Source organism: Neochlamydia sp. AcF65 (assembly GCF_018342435.1).
GTDB lineage: Bacteria > Chlamydiota > Chlamydiia > Chlamydiales > Parachlamydiaceae > Neochlamydia.
In genome coordinates, this window is sequence record NZ_JAEMUE010000055.1 from 16,988 (window position 1) to 35,085 (window position 18,098).

Annotated in this window: 15 protein-coding genes; 9 read left to right on the forward strand and 6 right to left on the reverse strand. The window is 39.5% G+C overall.

What is annotated here, in order from left to right; all coding sequences use genetic code 11:
* Window positions 1-20 precede the first annotated feature (20 nt).
* The gene (gene rpoC, locus NEOC65_RS06645; RefSeq protein ID WP_213152456.1) at window positions 21-4,220 is read left to right on the forward strand and encodes a DNA-directed RNA polymerase subunit beta'; all 4,200 of its coding nucleotides are present in this window, start codon (window positions 21-23) and stop codon (window positions 4,218-4,220) included.
* A gap of 821 nt (window positions 4,221-5,041) precedes the next feature.
* Here the strand turns inward: rpoC and tal are convergent.
* The 5 genes from tal to NEOC65_RS06670 all read right to left on the reverse strand — a co-directional run bounded on the left by tal (window position 5,042) and on the right by NEOC65_RS06670 (window position 8,887).
* Window positions 5,042-6,013 (reverse strand): transaldolase, encoded by a 972-nt coding sequence (gene tal, locus NEOC65_RS06650; protein ID WP_213152455.1) that lies wholly within the window; start codon window positions 6,011-6,013, stop codon window positions 5,042-5,044.
* The gene (locus tag NEOC65_RS06655) at window positions 6,006-6,392 is read right to left on the reverse strand and encodes a hypothetical protein (protein ID WP_166155225.1); all 387 of its coding nucleotides are present in this window, start codon (window positions 6,390-6,392) and stop codon (window positions 6,006-6,008) included. The genes tal and NEOC65_RS06655 overlap by 8 nt, the downstream gene beginning before the upstream one ends.
* 718 nt (window positions 6,393-7,110) lie before the next feature.
* Complete coding sequence (locus NEOC65_RS06660; RefSeq protein ID WP_213156094.1) at window positions 7,111-7,608, reverse strand: hypothetical protein; 498 nt, start codon at window positions 7,606-7,608, stop codon at window positions 7,111-7,113.
* Between the two features lie 21 nt (window positions 7,609-7,629).
* Entirely contained in the window at window positions 7,630-7,866 is a 237-nt protein-coding gene (locus NEOC65_RS06665) for a hypothetical protein (protein ID WP_166155229.1), read from the reverse strand.
* A 199-nt stretch (window positions 7,867-8,065) separates the two neighbouring features.
* Complete coding sequence (locus tag NEOC65_RS06670; RefSeq protein WP_213156095.1) at window positions 8,066-8,887, reverse strand: hypothetical protein; 822 nt, start codon at window positions 8,885-8,887, stop codon at window positions 8,066-8,068.
* A 196-nt stretch (window positions 8,888-9,083) separates the two neighbouring features.
* On the opposite strand from NEOC65_RS06670, the gene NEOC65_RS06675 reads away from it, so the two are divergent.
* The 7 genes from NEOC65_RS06675 to NEOC65_RS06705 all read left to right on the forward strand — a co-directional run bounded on the left by NEOC65_RS06675 (window position 9,084) and on the right by NEOC65_RS06705 (window position 16,811).
* A complete protein-coding gene (locus NEOC65_RS06675; RefSeq protein WP_166155233.1) occupies window positions 9,084-9,710 on the forward strand; it encodes a V-type ATP synthase subunit E in 627 nt (208 codons plus the stop codon).
* A gap of 5 nt (window positions 9,711-9,715) precedes the next feature.
* Window positions 9,716-10,501 carry a DUF2764 family protein gene (locus NEOC65_RS06680; protein ID WP_213152452.1) on the forward strand — a complete coding sequence of 262 codons (786 nt, stop codon included), beginning with the start codon at window positions 9,716-9,718 and terminating at the stop codon, window positions 10,499-10,501.
* Window positions 10,498-12,282: a V-type ATP synthase subunit A gene (locus NEOC65_RS06685; RefSeq protein WP_166155237.1), complete on the forward strand. Its 1,785-nt coding sequence runs from the start codon at window positions 10,498-10,500 to the stop codon at window positions 12,280-12,282. Before NEOC65_RS06680 ends, NEOC65_RS06685 begins: the two co-directional genes overlap by 4 nt.
* A 13-nt stretch (window positions 12,283-12,295) precedes the next feature.
* Window positions 12,296-13,615: a V-type ATP synthase subunit B gene (locus tag NEOC65_RS06690; protein ID WP_166155239.1), complete on the forward strand. Its 1,320-nt coding sequence runs from the start codon at window positions 12,296-12,298 to the stop codon at window positions 13,613-13,615.
* 173 nt (window positions 13,616-13,788) lie between these two features.
* A complete protein-coding gene (locus NEOC65_RS06695; protein ID WP_213152451.1) occupies window positions 13,789-14,436 on the forward strand; it encodes a V-type ATP synthase subunit D in 648 nt (215 codons plus the stop codon).
* A complete protein-coding gene (locus NEOC65_RS06700; RefSeq protein WP_213156096.1) occupies window positions 14,433-16,358 on the forward strand; it encodes a V-type ATP synthase subunit I domain-containing protein in 1,926 nt (641 codons plus the stop codon). Before NEOC65_RS06695 ends, NEOC65_RS06700 begins: the two co-directional genes overlap by 4 nt.
* Before the next feature lie 27 nt (window positions 16,359-16,385).
* Complete coding sequence (locus tag NEOC65_RS06705; protein ID WP_347566633.1) at window positions 16,386-16,811, forward strand: ATP synthase subunit C; 426 nt, start codon at window positions 16,386-16,388, stop codon at window positions 16,809-16,811.
* Between the two features lie 512 nt (window positions 16,812-17,323).
* Here NEOC65_RS06705 and NEOC65_RS06710 read toward each other — a convergent pair.
* Window positions 17,324-17,488, reverse strand: a complete 165-nt coding sequence (locus NEOC65_RS06710) for a hypothetical protein (protein ID WP_166155247.1) — start codon at window positions 17,486-17,488, stop codon at window positions 17,324-17,326.
* Window positions 17,489-17,767: 279 nt separating this feature from the next.
* Here NEOC65_RS06710 and NEOC65_RS06715 point away from each other — a divergent pair, with 279 nt between their 5' ends.
* Window positions 17,768-18,004, forward strand: a complete 237-nt coding sequence (locus NEOC65_RS06715; RefSeq protein ID WP_213152449.1) for a hypothetical protein — start codon at window positions 17,768-17,770, stop codon at window positions 18,002-18,004.
* The last annotated feature ends 94 nt before the right edge of the window (window positions 18,005-18,098 follow it).

Consider the following 18,098-nt stretch of genomic DNA (forward strand, 5'->3'; position numbering starts at 1 on the left):
TTTATTAAGAGGATACAAGCATGACAGACAATCAAAGAGATGAGCAGCAATTTGATAAGCTCACGATCAAAATTGCATCTGATGATATCATCAGAAATCAATGGTCGCGTGGAGAAATTAAAAAGCCTGAGACGATCAATTATCGAACTTTTAAGCCAGAAAAAGGCGGCTTGTTTTGTGAAAAGATTTTCGGCCCTACACGCGATTGGGAATGCGCTTGCGGAAAATATAAAAAAATCAAGCATAAAGGGATTGTTTGCGATCGCTGTGGTGTCGAAGTCACTCTCTCCAAAGTACGCCGTGAAAGAATGGCCCATATCGAATTAGCTGTGCCCGTTGTGCATATTTGGTTTTTTAAAACTATGCCTTCGCGTATTGGAAATGTTTTGGGTATGTCTTCGACCGATCTAGAGAGGGTCATTTATTATGAAGAGTATGTAGTTACAGATCCAGGTAACACAGACCTTGAGAAAAAACAATTGCTTAACGATGTCGAATACCGAGAAGCGCAAGAAAAATATGGCCGAGATTCTTTTAAAGCTAAAATGGGTGCTGAAGCTGTCACCGATTTGCTGGCTACAGAGGATTTACAGTCTGTTTTAGTTGAGCTGAAAGAAAAGTTGCGTAAAACTAAATCCATGCAAGCGCGCATGAAGCTAGCTAAGCGTCTTAAAATTGTAGAAAGCTTTGTTTCCTCTACTAATAAGCCGGAGTGGATGGTCATGGCATGTGTACCTGTCATTCCACCTGATTTAAGACCCCTCGTTCCTTTAGATGGTGGTAGATTTGCTACCTCTGATCTTAACGATCTTTACCGCCGCGTAATCAATCGCAATAATCGTCTTAAAGCTATTCTTAAGCTCAAAACCCCTGAAGTGATTATCCGCAACGAAAAACGTATGTTGCAAGAAGCTGTAGATGCTTTATTTGATAATGGCCGCCATGGACATCCAGTTATGGGAGCTGGTAACCGCCCTCTTAAGTCTTTATCAGAAATGCTTAAAGGTAAACAAGGGCGTTTCCGCCAAAACCTTTTGGGTAAAAGGGTTGACTACTCAGGACGCTCAGTAATTATTGTCGGTCCAGAGCTAAAATTTAACCAATGCGGTCTACCGAAGCTAATGGCTCTTGAGCTATTCGAGCCCTTTATTGTAAAACGCTTGAAAGATTTGGGCTATGTTTATACCATACGCTCAGCTAAAAAAATGATCCAACGTCATGCTCCTGAGGTGTGGGACGTCCTGGAAGATATCATTAAAGGGCATCCTGTTCTACTCAACCGGGCACCTACTTTGCACCGCCTAGGTATTCAAGCTTTCGAGCCTGTACTCATTGAAGGGAAAGCTATCCGCATTCATCCTCTAGTGTGCGCTGCCTTTAACGCTGACTTTGACGGAGACCAGATGGCAGTTTATGTGCCTTTATCTATCGAAGCACAATTGGAAGCTAAGCTTTTGATGATGGCTCCTGATAACATTTTCTTGCCCTCCTCAGGTAAGCCTGTAGCTGTTCCTTCGCAAGATATGACCCTTGGCCTTTATTATCTGATGCATGATCCTCTTTATTTCCCTGAAGAGCATGGACAGAAAATACGTGTTTTCCGCGATGCCCAGGAAGTGCTGATGGCTTTACATGCTGGTGGAAGTTATAACTGGTATGAATATGAAAAGGGTGGCAAGCGTATAGATGATGAAGCCACAAATAAAGTGCATTACAGCCGTGGCGTACGTATTCATGAGTTAATCAAAGTTAGAACAGAAGCAGGTATTATTGAAACTACACCTGGACGGGTGCTTTTCAATATGATTGTACCTAAAGAAATGGGTTTTCAAAATTACAGCTTGCCTAAGAAAAAGATGTCAGAGCTAGTCATGGATTGTTATAAAAAAGCTGGGTTGGAAGCCACAGTACGTTTTCTTGACAATCTAAAATCTTTAGGTTTTTCTGAAGCTACCAAAGCAGCTTTATCGATGGGAGTATGTGATGTACGCATTCCTGAGATTAAAGGCAAAATTTTGCAAGAAGCGCATGAGCGTGTAGCCCAAGTTAAAAAGCAATATGAAGAAGGGATTATTACCGATGGGGAGCGACACTCTAAAACTATCAGTATTTGGACAGAAGTCTCTGAACAGGTTTCTGAAGAGCTATTTAAACTTGTAGGAGAAGTCAAAGAATCCAAACGTAATCCTTTATATATGATGTTAGATTCCGGCGCACGTGGTAACAAGTCACAGATTAGGCAGTTAGGTGCATTGCGGGGCTTGATGGCAAAGCCGTCAGGCGCAATTATCGAATCGCCTATTACCTCTAACTTCCGCGAAGGATTAACGGTTCTTGAATATTCGATCTCTTCTCACGGTGCCCGTAAAGGTCTGGCAGATACAGCTTTAAAAACTGCTGACTCCGGCTATCTTACGCGTCGTTTAGTTGATGTGGCCCAAGATGTGATCATTACCGAAGAAGATTGCGGAACTTTAAATGGTATTGAAGTATCAGCGATTAAGCAAGGGCAAGAGGAATTATTGCCTTTAAAAGATCGTATTTTTGGCCGTACTGTCTCTGATGAAATTTATCTGCCCGGCGATAGTACAAAATTACTGGCTAAAGCAGGCGATGTCTTGACTATCCAACAAGCCGAGGCTATTGATGACTCAGGTATTGAACATATTAGGATTCGTTCGGTGTTAACCTGCGAAACGCGCCGAGGAGTATGCTCAAAGTGCTATGGTCTTAACTTGGCAAATGGGCGGACTGTTGGCCAAGGTGAAGCGGTAGGTATTATTGCTGCCCAGTCTATTGGTGAACCTGGTACACAGCTGACAATGCGTACTTTCCACTTAGGTGGTATTGCCTCAGCAAGCGTAAGCCCTGAGATTATTACCGAACAAGAAGGAATAGTGATCTACACAGATCTTCGTGTCGTACAAAATGATGAAGGATTGTGGATTGCATTGAACAAAAATGGGTCCTTAAACATTGTACGAGATGAAGGACGCACGATTGAAGAGTATAAAAAATTACTTAGCACAAAATCGATCGAAGCTCTTCAAACTTTCACGGTAGAATTGGGTACGAAAATTTTAGTGCCCGATGGATCAAAAGTGAAATTAGGTAAGAAAATTGCTGAATGGGAGCAACACAATATTCCCATTATTTGCGATCGTCCGGGCTACGTTAAATACGAAGATCTTGTGGAGGGTATCTCGACAGAACGAGATGTTAATAAGCAAACGGGCCAGACAGAATTGGTTGTCAAGCAGCACCGTGGTGAACTTCATCCTCAAATTGTAATCTATGCTGATAAGGAATGTACAGAACTTGTAGGCACTTATCCTATTCCTTCGGGAGCCATTATTTCAGTAGCTGAAGGGCAATATTCTAGTGGTGGTAAGCTTCTTGCTAGATTGCCTCGTGGAGCCTTGAAAACAAAAGATATTACAGGAGGTCTTCCTCGTGTGGCTGAGCTCTTTGAGGCTCGTAAGCCGAAAGACTCGGCGGAAATAGCTAAAATTGACGGGGTGGTAGATTTTCGTGGTGTACAAAAGAACAAGCGAATAGTCGTAGTACGTGATGAAGTATCAGGAATGGAGGAAGAACATCTCATTTCTCATACTAAGCACTTAATCGTTCAGCGTGGCGACCATGTTATTAAAGGTCAACAGCTGACTGATGGCATCGTCATCCCTCATGAGATCCTGGAAGTGTGTGGGGTACGGGAACTACAGAAATATCTTGTGAATCAAGTACAAGAGGTTTATCGCCTCCAGGGTGTGGATATCAATGATAAACACATTGAGATTATCGTACGTCAGATGCTCAAAAAAGTGCGTGTGCTGGATCCAGGCGATACCAGTATGTTGTTCGGTGAAGAGATAGACAAACGAGAATTTGAGCAAGAAAATAATAAGGTGATTAAAGAAGGCGGTAAAGCGGGACAAGGAGTTCCTGTCCTGTTGGGTATCACGAAAGCTTCATTGAGCACCGAATCCTTTATTTCAGCTGCTTCTTTCCAAGATACTACCCGTGTATTGACAGAAGCTGCTTGTGCAGGTAAGACTGACTATTTGATGGGCTTTAAAGAAAACGTCATCATGGGACATATCATCCCCGGCGGGACAGGCTTTGCCTATCATAAGCGAGTTAAAAAGTTTGTCGACAAAGAGCACGAGGAAGAGCTGTTGTTTGACTTTGAAGATGAACCTATAGAAGTTTCTGTGTAAAATAATAGAGCTTCTACTTCTACTGCTCTTAAAAAAGGGAGCAATTCGCTACCCTTTGCCAAGCGTATTAACTATCCATCAAAGATAAACTCTTGATGGATAGTTTTTTTATTTAGCAAGAAGCTAAAAAGCTTATCTTTCTTTCTAGCTGGCCTTAATACTACGAAAGTCTAGATAGCTCCATTTTTTAAAGTCATAGTTACTAGGTCTAATTTAAAAAGGGTGGCCCGAAGAGTATGGGCTTTTCCCCAATCCCTTAAAGTTTATCCTAAGCTATTTTAATCATACGCTTTTAAATAGCTTTATACGCTGCTAGAGAGTTTGGAAAGTTGGCGTTAATAGCAATGAGAGATTAAAAAGCTGATTTTTTAATAAAGAGCTTAAGTCTTTTTAAGCACAATTTTATACCTTTTAAAGAAGCTACCGTCTGCATCACCAAAAAAGAAATCAACCTTTTTCCAGGCTGACTCTACCCGTAAAAACAAGCTTTTTACTAAGTATATGATTACATAAAGAACTGCTCGAAGGCATATTATTTTCAATTTTGTAGACGCTAGCAAAACTTTTTAAAGTTTTTTAAGCAAAATTTTTTTGCTGTTCCTTTGCCTTGTTGCTCTTAACCAGGCTTATCGTTTTGCAACTACTCTTTTAATCCAGGAAAGTTGTGGGGAAAGATAGACAAGAAAAGATAGAAAACAGAGAGAAAAATAAGCTTTACCAATCTATGGAAAGCTTATAGGTAGAAAGCTTATAAATTTTTTAGATAGACTTTGAAAAGACTTTAAGCTTCCTACCTCGATTGGCTAGTATGAGTAGCTACCTTAGAAAGATAAGCTGTAGCTATCAGCCATATATTGTTCGAGTTTAACCGAATCTTCAGCAAATTTGCGTATACCTTCAGCTAATTTTTCTGTAGCCATCGCATTGTCATTTAACATTAAACGGAAGCTTTTCTCATCTAGATTAATTTTCTCTAAGTTCAAATGACGAGCTTGATCAGCATTAAGCTTACGAGGAACAGGGCCTTGAGTATTTTTAAGCTTTTCTAAAAGGGAAGGGGCTATTGTTAGCAGATCACAGCCGGCAAGTTCAAGAATTTCATCGACATTGCGGAAGCTTGCACCCATCACTTGCGTTTTGTATCCAAATTTCTTCAAGTAGTTGTAAATTTGGGTAACGGATTGCACACCTGGATCTTCTGAAGGGGCATAACCACTTGCATTTTCATTCTTTTTATACCAGTCCAAAATGCGCCCTACAAAGGGAGAAATAAGAGTAGCCTTAACGTCCGCACAAGCTATGGCTTGTGGTAAGCTGAATAATAGAGTCATATTACAATGAATGCCTTCATTTTCAAGTTCTTGTGCTGCTCGTGTGCTTTCCCATGTAGAAGCTAATTTGATAAGCACGCGTTCCTTGTTGATTCCTGCCTCTTCATATAATTTTATAAGAGTATGCGCTTTACGAATGCTCTCATCCCTATCAAATGAAAGACGCGCATCCACTTCCGTTGAAACTCGTCCGGGAACAAGTCGTAAGATTTCTATTCCAAAGTTAACGAATAACTTGTCCATCATTAAAGTACGCATTTCTTTAGAATTGGCAGCTTTCTTTTTAGCGTATTGGACAGCATCATCAAGCAAATGTTTATATTGCGATTGTTGGGTAGCAGCCAAAATTAAGGAGGGATTAGTGGTAGCATCTGTAGGGGTGAACTTTTTTATAGTATCAATGTCGCCCGTATCTACCACGATAGTAGTTATTTGTTTAAGCTGTTCAAGTTGACTAGACATGATAAGTTTCCTTTTCTAAGGGAGTATCTTTAAGAGGTTCTATACGAAATCGGATGCTAACAGGTTGATCACCTATTAGCAAGTCTAAACTAGAAGTAAAACGCGTAAGTAGCAATTTATAAGGAATTTTGACATGTTTATCTAGAAGATCAATCCCTACTACCGTATTGCCTAAAATCTCTTCCGAATCGATAATTTGACGGCACAGTAAAGCGAATTTTTTAAGTTGCCTAATCAGTGTTTCATCATGGAAAACATATTTTTTATAGCAGCTGGAGCATTGGATGCAATGGCTAAGCTGATCGAGTTCAAAGATCGAAAATGAGACTTGTTGCTTACATTGTTGGCAATCAAACTGAAGAATATGTCCTTTTTGCATAGTTGTTCCTTTTTTTTCACGATTTTACAGCTTACCTAGGAATAGAGCAAACTTTTTTAGTCATTTTGCGGGGTTAAACTAGAAATACTTGCTAAGATTATTTAAATTAGCTAGGTAGAGTTTGAAAGTGAGCAAACTTACAGAAATTGTGAAACTTTTGCTATAATAATTTAGGGAAAGAAGGATTATCAAAATGCTATTTGTGCTTTCGATAAAATTAGGCGTCTCGCGAGCAAAGGCATACTTTATAAAGCCTTTGTAGCTCCCTTTGAAACCATAGATTTTTAATGATCTGTATGGTTAAAAAATATAAAAGGTGTCCTCAGTTTATGAACGAGTATATCCATTCTTAAGTTATCCTCAGTTGTTCGAAAGAGTTAGGTAAAAAACCTCTACCGAAGAGCTGATAATCGATACAAGCAAGCAAATTTTAAAAAAGTTTCCTGAGTGAGGTATAAGCTAATCGAGGTAATCATTGTGTTTAAAGAAACTGCGTTTGTACGATCCTACAGGGATGAGCTCTTTGTGAAAGCTGGCTTTTTCATGATAAACAGGCTTATATTAAGACGATGATTACATGCCGAGCTATTTTTAAAAGTCTCTCATTTGGGGGATAAGCTTAGCGATTGTAAGCTATCTCCTCTGCTCCTCTTAAAATTTTTTAAGAGGGAATAAGATCCTAAAAGAAGAAGTGGGGTAAAAGGCGGATGATTGGTGGTCAATAAGTTAGCTTGCTGTAATGGGCTGTAAAATGCTCGTGGGTAAGTAGGGTCGATCGATTAGATACCACTATTGTTACTTTTTTATGGTCAAGAAGCGAGGAGATGATTAATGAACAGGCATTTTCAGGTAACAAAATACGCTGGTTACCTTGGAGAAGAAAGGCCGAATAGTAGTGTTCTTGCTCATCCACATGAATAGCGACGGGAAGAGTAGCGTGTCCAGCGAGGTCTTTTCTTTCAGTTTGAAACTCTAAGCCTTTAGCATTAAGGTAGATTAACTGTTCTCGAGAGGTTTTAATGATCTCCACTTCTACTTCAGAAAGTGCATTCTCAGCAGGAAGGTATAAACGCGAGCCTGTGAATTTGCGGTAGGATGCTTTATTGCATTTAAGCTTCCACTGTCTCATAGATGTTGAACAGGAGGAGAGTATAACAAGCAAGAAAAGGGCTAGATGAGCCCCTTTCTTTGTAATCTTTTTGCATGGTTGCAGCATCTCATGCATTACTATTGTGAATTAATGAGCGTGGCCGTGTCCATGTCCGTGGCTTCTATTCTGTACCGCTACAGCAATAATAGCAACAGCTGCAATGGTTCCAAGTGCAATCGCTGGTGCTAAGCTATGGGCTTGGCGAGATTCTTCATAGCAAATTCCACCTACATTGCTAACATATTCTTGAGCACTAATATCTACAGTGGAACCGCATATCGCTAACAGAGTTGTCAAAGCAATCATCTTTTTGAATTTTTTCATGTTTACGTACTCCTTTGGTACCTTGTGTTGGTGTTAAAAATTATAAATATATGCATCAATGCTGTTATGGCATATAAAATCATTTTCTGCAATTTTTTTTCTTTTCTTTTATATTAGCTATTGAGAAAAAAATTTTTTTCTCCTTGTGTATTAAAGAGATATAAGATGAAAAATCTTCTTTCCTTTTGTTGTGTTCCTTCTAATTCAGTAACTTAGTGTAGTAGTTTGCAATTAAAGCGTTTTGTTCTTCAGGGCTTAGCTCATTATAATTACGTTTTAGCATGGCTTTAAATGGGCTCCAATGATGATTCTGAAAATCAGGATGGTAAAAGATCTGTTCTTTCCAGTTAGCTTGAGAGAGAGAAGAGGGGGTAGCCTGCGCCTTAGCTAAAGCTGCATCGAAAGTCTGTTGAATTTTTGCAAAAGCATTTTCAAGATGAGTTTTTTTCACAGGATCTTTTACTACATCTAAAATGTTATCATAGATCTGTAAGGAGCGTAATGCTTGGTAAAACTCCTGATAAAACCTGGCGAATTCCTGTTTAGCTGCAGTCGCAGTCAGCACATAAGCATACTTGTTTCTGACAATAATAGCATGCATAAGTTTTTCTCCGCCCCATTTCGAGCGCATGTCGACTTGCGATAAACTAGCCTCGCCTGCTTTTGTTTTTAATATTCCTAGATCTTTCCAACTATCTCCATGGGCCTCATTAATTTTCTTTATGCTTTTCAAGTAATCCTTAATTGTGCCATCATAAGGCTCAATCAATAGATTCATAGTGGGAGGCATTTCATTTTGTACTTTAGGCCCAACTACCATATATTTGATATGCGCAGATAAAGCCTCTTGGTCCGCTGTCAGCCATCCCTTAGGCGGAATGAAAATAGCTACACTAGGAGAGTTAGAACTGTGGTCTATTCTTGGAGAGGCCAATTCTTCAACGGCCTCTAATCGGCTAAGTAAAATTAGACTCAATCCTATTAAAGAAATAGAGCGTAAAAATTTATATAATTTTTTCATAGGTCCTTAAGTAGGAAAAACTAGATAATTTATTACCATGGGAGATATATTTTTAGCGAGCAAAATGTCTTGAAAAAATCTAAGCAAGCTAAATAACATTCTGAATAACAATGGCTCTTTTCCCCTTTGGCACCTTTATTTTTTAAAGCTGTCAGATTTTTATAATGAGAGATAACACCGCTAGAGGATGAGTACAATGAAGACATTAGAGAAAGGTCAAGATAAAATAAAAAAAATTTCCGAGCAATTGAGAAGCGAGATTTTAGAACCTGCAAAAGAAGAAGCTAAAAAAATCATCCAAGAGGCTGAGCAAAAAGCTGATCGTATCATTGAAGAAGCCGAAAAGCATGTGGAAACTTTAATTCAGGCGGGACGTAAAACTCTTGAACAAGAACGCCATGTATTCCATTCATCTCTACAACAAGCCTCTAAGCAATCTGTAGAAGCTCTAAAGCAAACAATTGAGCATAATCTTTTTAATGATCAACTCAATACGCTACTTAATCAGTCAACGATTAACCCTAAAGTGATCGCTGATCTAATTGCCGCCTTGATAAAAGCCATCGAGAAGGAAGGCCTGGCCGGAGATTTGTCGGCCGTTGTACCGCATACTGTCTCTACTAAAGAAGTCAATGATTTGCTAGCTGATGGCATCCTTAAGCGCTTGAAAGATCAAAGCGTGGTGGTAGGAGATTTTAAAGGCGGAGTAAAGATAAAATTTATTGACAAATGCTTAACGATCGATATGAGTGATGAAACTTTAAAAGATTTAATTTCACGTTATGTACGTAAAGACTTTCGCAAATTCTTTTTTGGTAGTTAAGCACTATGAACCGTCAATATTATTTTGTGGGAACTTCATTACCTCCTCTCCATTTAGGTGAAAAGCCTGAGATTAGTTGGAGAGATTTGCAAAGATTGCTAGCGGACAATCTTGCAGAAGCTGACTATGTCCAAACCCAAGTTTTAAGGCGTTACTATGATCTCCTTAATATTCGTTCTTATCTAAAAAAAGAACCTATCGATAAATATGGTAACCTAGACTTGAACGAGCTAGAAGAAACCATTGTAGATGAGGCGGCTTTGCTGCCTTCTTATATGATGGAATATTTAGAGCGCTATGAAAGTAAAGAAGCTCGTATTGATCATTTTCCGCAGCTTATGACAGCTTTTTTTAGAGAAGAGGTGGTAAGCACCCAAGGTTTCTTAAAAAGTTACCTTAGTTTTGAGAAAAACTTACGACTCATCCTAACCGCCTATAGAGCAAAAAAATTAGAGCGCGATATGGCTAAAGAGCTTCAATTTGAAAATTTTGATGAAGATATAGTGGTGCAATTAATTTCTCAAAAAGATTCCAAAACATTTGAGCCCCCAGCAGGTTTTGAAGAATTAAAAACCATTCTAGATGAGAAACATACTACTCCTTTAGCTTTACAAAAAGCATTAAATGAATATCGTTTAAAAACCCTTGAAAAGGTAAGAGGTTTAAATGTCTTTTCCTTTGATAGCATATTAGCTTATCTAGCTAGCTTTATTCTCGTGGAGAAGTGGAGCGCTTTAGACAAAGAACAGGGATTACAAATTGTAGATACTATCATTAAAGGAAAACTATGAGCGCTGATACAACAGTAGAACAAGAAAAAATAAGCTTGAGTAAAGGAAAAGTTGTGAAAGCTTTTGGCAACTTGCTGCAGGTGGAATTTGAAGGTCATATTCGTCAGGGCGAAATAGCTATGGTTGATGTGCAAGGCGTTGATCTTAAGGCAGAGGTAATTGAAATTATAGGGAACGAAGCTAAAGTTCAAGTGTATGAAGATACGACGGGGATTGAATATGGCACCTCGGTCAGATTCATGGGAGATCTTCTGGAAGCTGAATTGGGCCCTGGCCTGTTAACCTCTATTTTAGATGGTCTTCAAAATCCTTTGGAAAATGTGGCAGATGTAGCAGGCTTCTTTTTATCCAGAGGCGTCTATATTCCTGCCTTGGATAGGCAACGCCATTGGGAATACCTACCTGTAGCTAAGATAGGCGATGTTCTAACAAGAGGGGATACTTTAGGCACAACTATTGAAGAGCGTTTCAAGCATCATATCATGTTACCTTTTTCCCATTTTGGAAAATATAAAATCACTTGGGTTATTAAGCCAGGGACTTACAGTATTGATACCGTAGTAGCTAAAGCAATGGATGAAAATGGCTATGAGCATCAGTTTACGATGGTGCAAAAATGGCCTATTAAAACCTCACTGTTTGAAGGTGAGAAGATTAAGCCCTCTAAAATGATGGACACAGGCTTAAGGATTATTGATACGCAATTTCCTTTAATGAAAGGCGGCACTTTTTGCAGCCCAGGGCCTTTTGGAGCAGGTAAGACAGTCCTTCAACATCACCTTTCAAAATTTTCCTCCGTAGACATCGTTGTTCTCGTAGCTTGCGGGGAACGTGCAGGCGAAGTTGTAGAAATTCTGCGAGAGTTTCCTCATTTAATTGATCCCCATACTGATCAGACTTTAATGACTCGTACAGTAATTATATGTAATACTTCTTCCATGCCGGTAGCGGCACGCGAATCATCGATCTATATGGGTATTACCATTGCTGAATATTATCGCCAAATGGGCTTAGATATTCTTCTGTTAGCTGATTCTACTTCTCGCTGGGCGCAAGCTCTAAGAGAGATGTCTGGACGTCTTGAAGAGATTCCTGGCGAAGAGGCCTTCCCTGCCTATCTAGCCTCTCGTATTGCTGATTTTTATGAGCGCTCAGGAGCGATTTCTTTAAAAAATGGAAAGCAAGGTTCGGTCACTATTGGAGGCGCTGTATCACCGGCAGGAGGTAACTTTGAAGAACCTGTAACTCAAGCAACTTTAGCGGTTGTAGGAGCGTTTCTAGGTCTGTCGAGGGAACGTTCTGATTCTCGCAGATATCCAGCGATTGATCCTTTGATCTCTTGGTCTAAATATATCGATCAAGTAAGCCAGGAACTTGACGAGGAGTGTGAAGGGTGGGGAGAGATGGTTCAGACAGCGGAAACAATCTTACGCAAAGGTTATGAAATTGGTAAGCGTATGGAAGTAGTCGGCGAGGAGGGCACCGCGATTGAAGACATGGTAATCTTTCTTAAAGCTGAGCTTTACGATTTTGCCTATTTACAACAAAATGCTTTTGATAAAGAAGATGCATATTCTCCTCTCAAAAGGCAGATCATTACTTTTAAGTTAATCAATAAAGTTTTTGGCAAGCCCTTTAGATTTACGACTCATTATGAGGCACGTCAATATTTTAACAGCCTTCAAAACCAGATAAAAAATATGAACTTTATGTCGACAACTTCAAGCCACTATCGTGAAACATTTGCTCGTATTGAGCAGCTTATTGAAAAAGCAAACTAAAAGGTCAGCTGAGATGAAAAAAGTCTATGAAAGAATTAATGACATGCGGGGAAATCTGATTACTCTTATGGCGACGGACGTTAGCCTAGGAGAGTTAGCCCGAATTGACTTGCAAGATGGCCGTAGCGTCTATGCTTCCGTTTTACGAATTGAAGGAGAACGGGTAACCTTACAAGTCTTTCAAAATACACGCGGTATTTCTACTCAGGATAAAGTGATTTTTTTAAAACGCCAAATGCAAGCAGCTTTTGGTGATGCCCTTTTGGGACGCCGATTAAGTGGATCTGGCCTTCCCATTGATGGAGGTCCTGAAATTTTTGGCGAAAGTATCAACATTGGTACTCCTTCATTTAATCCTGTCAAGAGAATCGTTCCTCGTCAAATGGTACGTACTAATATCCCCATGATCGATGTCTTTAACTGCTTAGTTAAATCTCAAAAAATACCCATTTTTTCAGTGGCAGGCGAACCTTACAATCCTCTTTTAATGCGGATTGCTAATCAAACCGATGCAGACGTAGTGATTTTAGGGGGTATGGGGCTTACCTTTAAAGATTATCAAGCTTTTATTGATAATGCTGAGGCTTCAGGTTCTTTAAATAAAACGGTTATGTTTATCCATCGTGCTACAGATCCGGCTGTAGAGTGTTTGCTGGTGCCCGATATGGCGCTAGCTTGCGCTGAAAGATTTGCTATTGAGGGCAAACATGTCCTAGTTTTGCTAACAGATATGACTGCTTTTGCAGATTCGATTAAAGAAATAGCCATCACTATGGACCAAGTTCCTTCAAATAGAGGCTACCCAGGCTCCTTGTATTCTGATTTAGCTTCTCGATATGAGAAAGCTGTCTTAATTGAAGGGAGTGGGTCCATCACTATTGTAGGGGTTACTACGATGCCTGGAGATGATGTGACTCATCCAGTACCTGACAATACGGGTTATATTACTGAAGGCCAGTTTTATCTTCATAACCGTCAAATTGATCCTTTTGGCTCACTCTCTCGCTTAAAACAGCTAGTGATTGGCCATGTGACTCGCGAAGATCATGGGGATCTAGCCAACGGCATGATTCGGCTCTATGCAGAATCTAAGAAAGCTAAAGAGCGCCAAGGCATGGGTTTTAAGCTCTCTCACTGGGATGAGCAGCTGATTCATTACGCGCAGCTATTTGAAGAGCGTATGATGAAATTAGAGGTAAATCTTACTATCGAAGAAGCTTTAGACCTAGGATGGCGTATTTTAGCTGAATGTTTTAAATCCGATGAAATCGGCATTAAGCAAGCTTTAGTGGCCAAATATTGGCCTTCTAGTGTAGCGACAGAGGCAAGATAAGGGCAGAGAAGAAGAAAGCAAAATTAAGCTGGTAAAATTACTTATAACGATACACCTTAAATGTTTAAAATGTTGTTGCCTCCTTCTTTTTTGCTTGTTTATTTTTTAATGTGTTTAGATTGTGGGCTATTGAATCAGCTGGAATAGATGCTTAAATAATGTAGGAGTGAAAGTTGGCCGAATTTAAGTTAACGAAAAACGAACTTAGAATGCAGCAAAATAAGCTAGCGCAGTTACAAAAATACTTGCCTACGCTCCAACTTAAGAAAGCCATGCTACAAGTTGAAGTCAATGAAGCGCGTTCTGAAATTTTGAAATTAGAACATCACTATCATGCATTGCGCGGTGAGGTTAAAAGCTATGCAGAGCTCTTGTCTGATAAGTCAGAGATTGACCCCATGGGTGCTGCAAATATACTGGCCGTCCATAAACATTATGAAAATATCGCTGGCGTGGAAGTTCCTTACTTTGAGGGGGTCGATTTTGCAGATTTCCATTACTCCTTATTTGACACTCCACCTTGGTTGGATGGAGTCGTGCTCGGTGTGCGCGGCTTAGCAGAGGCTCAGGTGAAAATTGATATTGCTCAGGAGAAGAGAGCAGCTTTAGAAAATGAATTACGTGAAGTCGCTATTCGCGTAAACCTTTTTGAAAAAATCCTTATTCCACGCGCTCTTGGTAATATCAAAAAAATCAAAGTATTTTTAGGGGATCAACAGCTTGCAGCTGTATCGCGTGCTAAAGTAGCTAAATCTAAAATTGAGGGCCGTAAAAAGCATTTATTAGAACAAAGAGCTCTTCAAGCAGGAGAACAGCTATGAGAGTTGACCTAGAAAAATTTCTTATCGTCGGCTCAGAAGAGCAGCGGGCTTATTTCTTTGAGGAAGCTCAAAAAGCTGGGCTTATTCATTTTATTAATCCTCATCCTTCAGGCACCCAGGAGCTGCCCTCTTCTATTCAAGATACTCTAGCTGCTATAAAGATCTTACGTAGCTTACCTTTAATGGAGCAAGAGGATGTAGAAGAATATGAGCTTGCTGATCATTTGGCTAATGAGATTCTTCAGCTAAATCAGGAATTAATTAAGCTTACTGAAGATGAAAGGTTGACCCATCTTGAAATTATACGTGTTGAAGCATTTGGGGATTTTTCTCATGAGGATATAGCTTTTATTGAAAAAGAAGGAAAACGAACTATACAATTTTTCGCTGCTAAAACTGGAAGCGCAGAGCGCGAGGATCTCCCCACAGAGCTGATTGTTGTGAATAGCAATCATCACGGCCTAGATTACTTTATCTCTATCAGCAAAGAACCGATTCAGTATGATGGTTTGAGTGAGATGCAGGTTCCTCGCACGGCGAGTCAATTAAAAAAGCATTTAGCTTCCCTTAAAAAAGAGATCCGCACCGTTGAACATCGCCTCAAGGATTATGCTAAATATAACAGTTTTTTACATCGCGCCCTACTATTTAAATTTAATAGCTATCATCTTCAGGCGGCGTCAAGCTATTCCTCGGAGCCTTTAGAAGGCTTTTTATTTGCCGTTACAGGATGGATCCCTGTGGATAAAAAAGCTGATTTAAGGCTATTGGCCGAAAAGACAGATGTGCATATCGAGCAAGTCGCTATAGAGCCAGGCGAAATTGTTCCTACCTGCCTTGAGAATACAGGTTATGAAAAGATTGGAGAAGATCTAGTTGATATTTATGACACACCTTCCTCGACTGATAAAGATCCCTCCTGGTGGGTTTTAACATCCTTTACCGCCTTTTTTGCTATGATTGTGGGCGATGCTGGATATGGCTTGATCTTTTTACTGATGGCCCTATTCATCCGTTATAAATATGCCAATTTGAAAGGCTTAGGGCATCGCGTATGGAAGCTTGCTCTTATCCTGAGTATAGCATGTATGGTTTGGGGTGCCTTGACGGCTTCATATTTTGGCATTCATTTGGATATTCATAGTCCTATTAGAAAGATATCTTTAATCCATCGGCTGGTAGAGAAAAAAGGGGAGTATCATTTTTATCATAAAGATGATGTGTATGAAGAATTTGTCCAAGAGATTCCTCAATTAAAAGAATCTAAAACACCGACAGAATTTTTTGATAATGCCACAGTAATCAAGAAAGGAAAAGTTGAGCACCCGATGTATTTTAGATTCTACGATAACATCCTTTTCGAAATAGCATTAATGGTTGGAGTTGTCCATATCATTCTTTCCCTCCTTAGATATCTAGATCGTAATTGGAGTGCTATAGGATGGGTAATATTTATGCTTGGAGCTTATCTGTATATTCCTTATTACCTGAATGCTACCTCAATTATTCACTTTGCATTTGGTGTGCCCAAATCAATGGGAGAAGGAGGAGTCTATCTTGTCGGCGGAGGAATATTGATAGCCTTTATTTTAGGCCTATGCCAACATCGTTGGAAAGGTTTTCTGGAGCCTATGACCATTATTCAAATTTTTGCCGATGCGATGTCTTATTTACGTATTTACGCTCTTGGCTTAGCAGGAGCAATGGTTAGCTCTACCATCAATGAATTTGCCAGTGCCACTTTCTTTGCTATAGGTGCAGTCCTCTTTATACTCGGACATGCGACTAATATTGTTTTAAGCATTATGGGAGGTGTCATTCATGGCTTACGCCTTAATTTTCTTGAGTGGTATCACTATTCATTCGAGGGTGGCGGTAAAAAATTCAATCCTTTACGCCTTTTAAGCAAAGATAAAGATTAACATTTTCAATCATCAATTAGGAGAATTATCATGGATTTTAGCATGGCAGGACCTGCAATAGCTCTCGGGCTTAGTTTGATTGGCAGTTGTATTGGCTGTTATATTGCAGGCGCTGCTTCTCATGCGGCGATGAGCCGAACAGAAGAAGGACACGGCAAGTTTATTGGTATGTCTGCTGCTCCTTCCTCTCAATGTATCTACGGTTTTTTGGAGATGCTGCTAATGAGCAGAGCTATTCAAGAAGGGACACTTTCTCCCTTATCAGCGGTATTTATTGGACTAAGTGCTGGCGGTGCCATCATGCTTTCCTCTATTTATCAAGGTAAAGTTTGCGCGACAGGCATTCAAGCTACTTTAAAAGAGCCTTCCTTATTTGGTAAATGCTTTGCTGCTATCGGTATTATCGAATCGGTTTCTCTTTTCGCTTTTGTCTTTTCCTTATTAATCATGTAAAATTCAAATTCAGACCGTGAACAAACTAGGCGCCGGAACTTTTTAAGCACCGTGCGCCTCTTTTTCAAAGGTTCTGCTTATTTAAAAAGCCTTTTATACTAAGAGAGTGATCACAATGACAATTATCCTTAGCTTTGAAGGGAACAGTTTATTAGGTTGCACTTGGAAATTATTTTTAATAGAAAACGTTGTCTTCCTTGTAGGAAAGATTTAAAATTATATTAAGAGTTTAAACCGCTTAAGTCTCCTATTGTTAACTTCTCTTGTTAAGCGTTCGTTTAGATTCATCTACTTAAAAATCAGTAAAGACCTTCTTGTTCTTAGCTCGGCCTTGGTGCGTAAGGGGTCTAATAGCTCGTCCCTTTAAGACGCAGCCTTGTATTAACGCGAGTTATCGGGTAAGAAAACACTCTAAGATACCTTCAAACCATATCCTAAGCTGTAAGTCAACTCATTAACTTTTGTTTTTCCATGCAAGTCAATTGAATGCAGAGCTTACAGAGGCCGTAAGCCTAAGCTACTATTCCGCCGATTAGATTGATAAAAAAATTCCAAGGGCTACGCTGGCAATGATGTTCGATAAACCCTAAAGTTAGGCTTCCTCTTTGCACTAAAGCTTCGTTGTAATCAAACCCCTTAGAGGTAGGACGTATAGAGTAAGTGAACTTCTTTTCCATAGCTTGCCTATATTTTTGCTTTTGCAAGCTAAATTTTATAGCTCTTTAAGCGTTAATGAGCAATTTTATTGCACCCACTTCTTATCATTTACGCAACATCGCTAGAATGAAGTTGATTTTTTTGTTAGAAAAACTTAGGGTTAAATTAAGCAAAAAGTTTAAACACTTAGGCTCTTTAATTCCTTAAGCTAAAAAGATAGATCTTTCTTCTGGATAAAAGACAGCCAAATATGGGATTAACAATTTATATTAAACACATGTTTTCTAAGGAGAAAATGTATGACTAGCTTAACAGCGCCTGTATGTCGTAGTACTGCTATAGCATCTCGAGGGGCTGCCTCTCATGTTGTAGGGCAGTATGCATCTTTAGCTGTTACTAATCGTAAAGTTAACTTGCAAGCATTAAAGCTTGCCCTTCAAGAAAGTGCTTCTCAGACTACTCGTAAGCTTACGCAAAATTATAGCAAATACGTGGCTGATGTAAATTATGATGAATTTCCCACGGATGTAGATTAGACCTCTTTCGAAACTGGAATTAAATGTAAATTTTAGTAAAATGGTGACTCAACATTTAAAGGAGGCACCATGAAATTCGATAAGATAGAGAAAC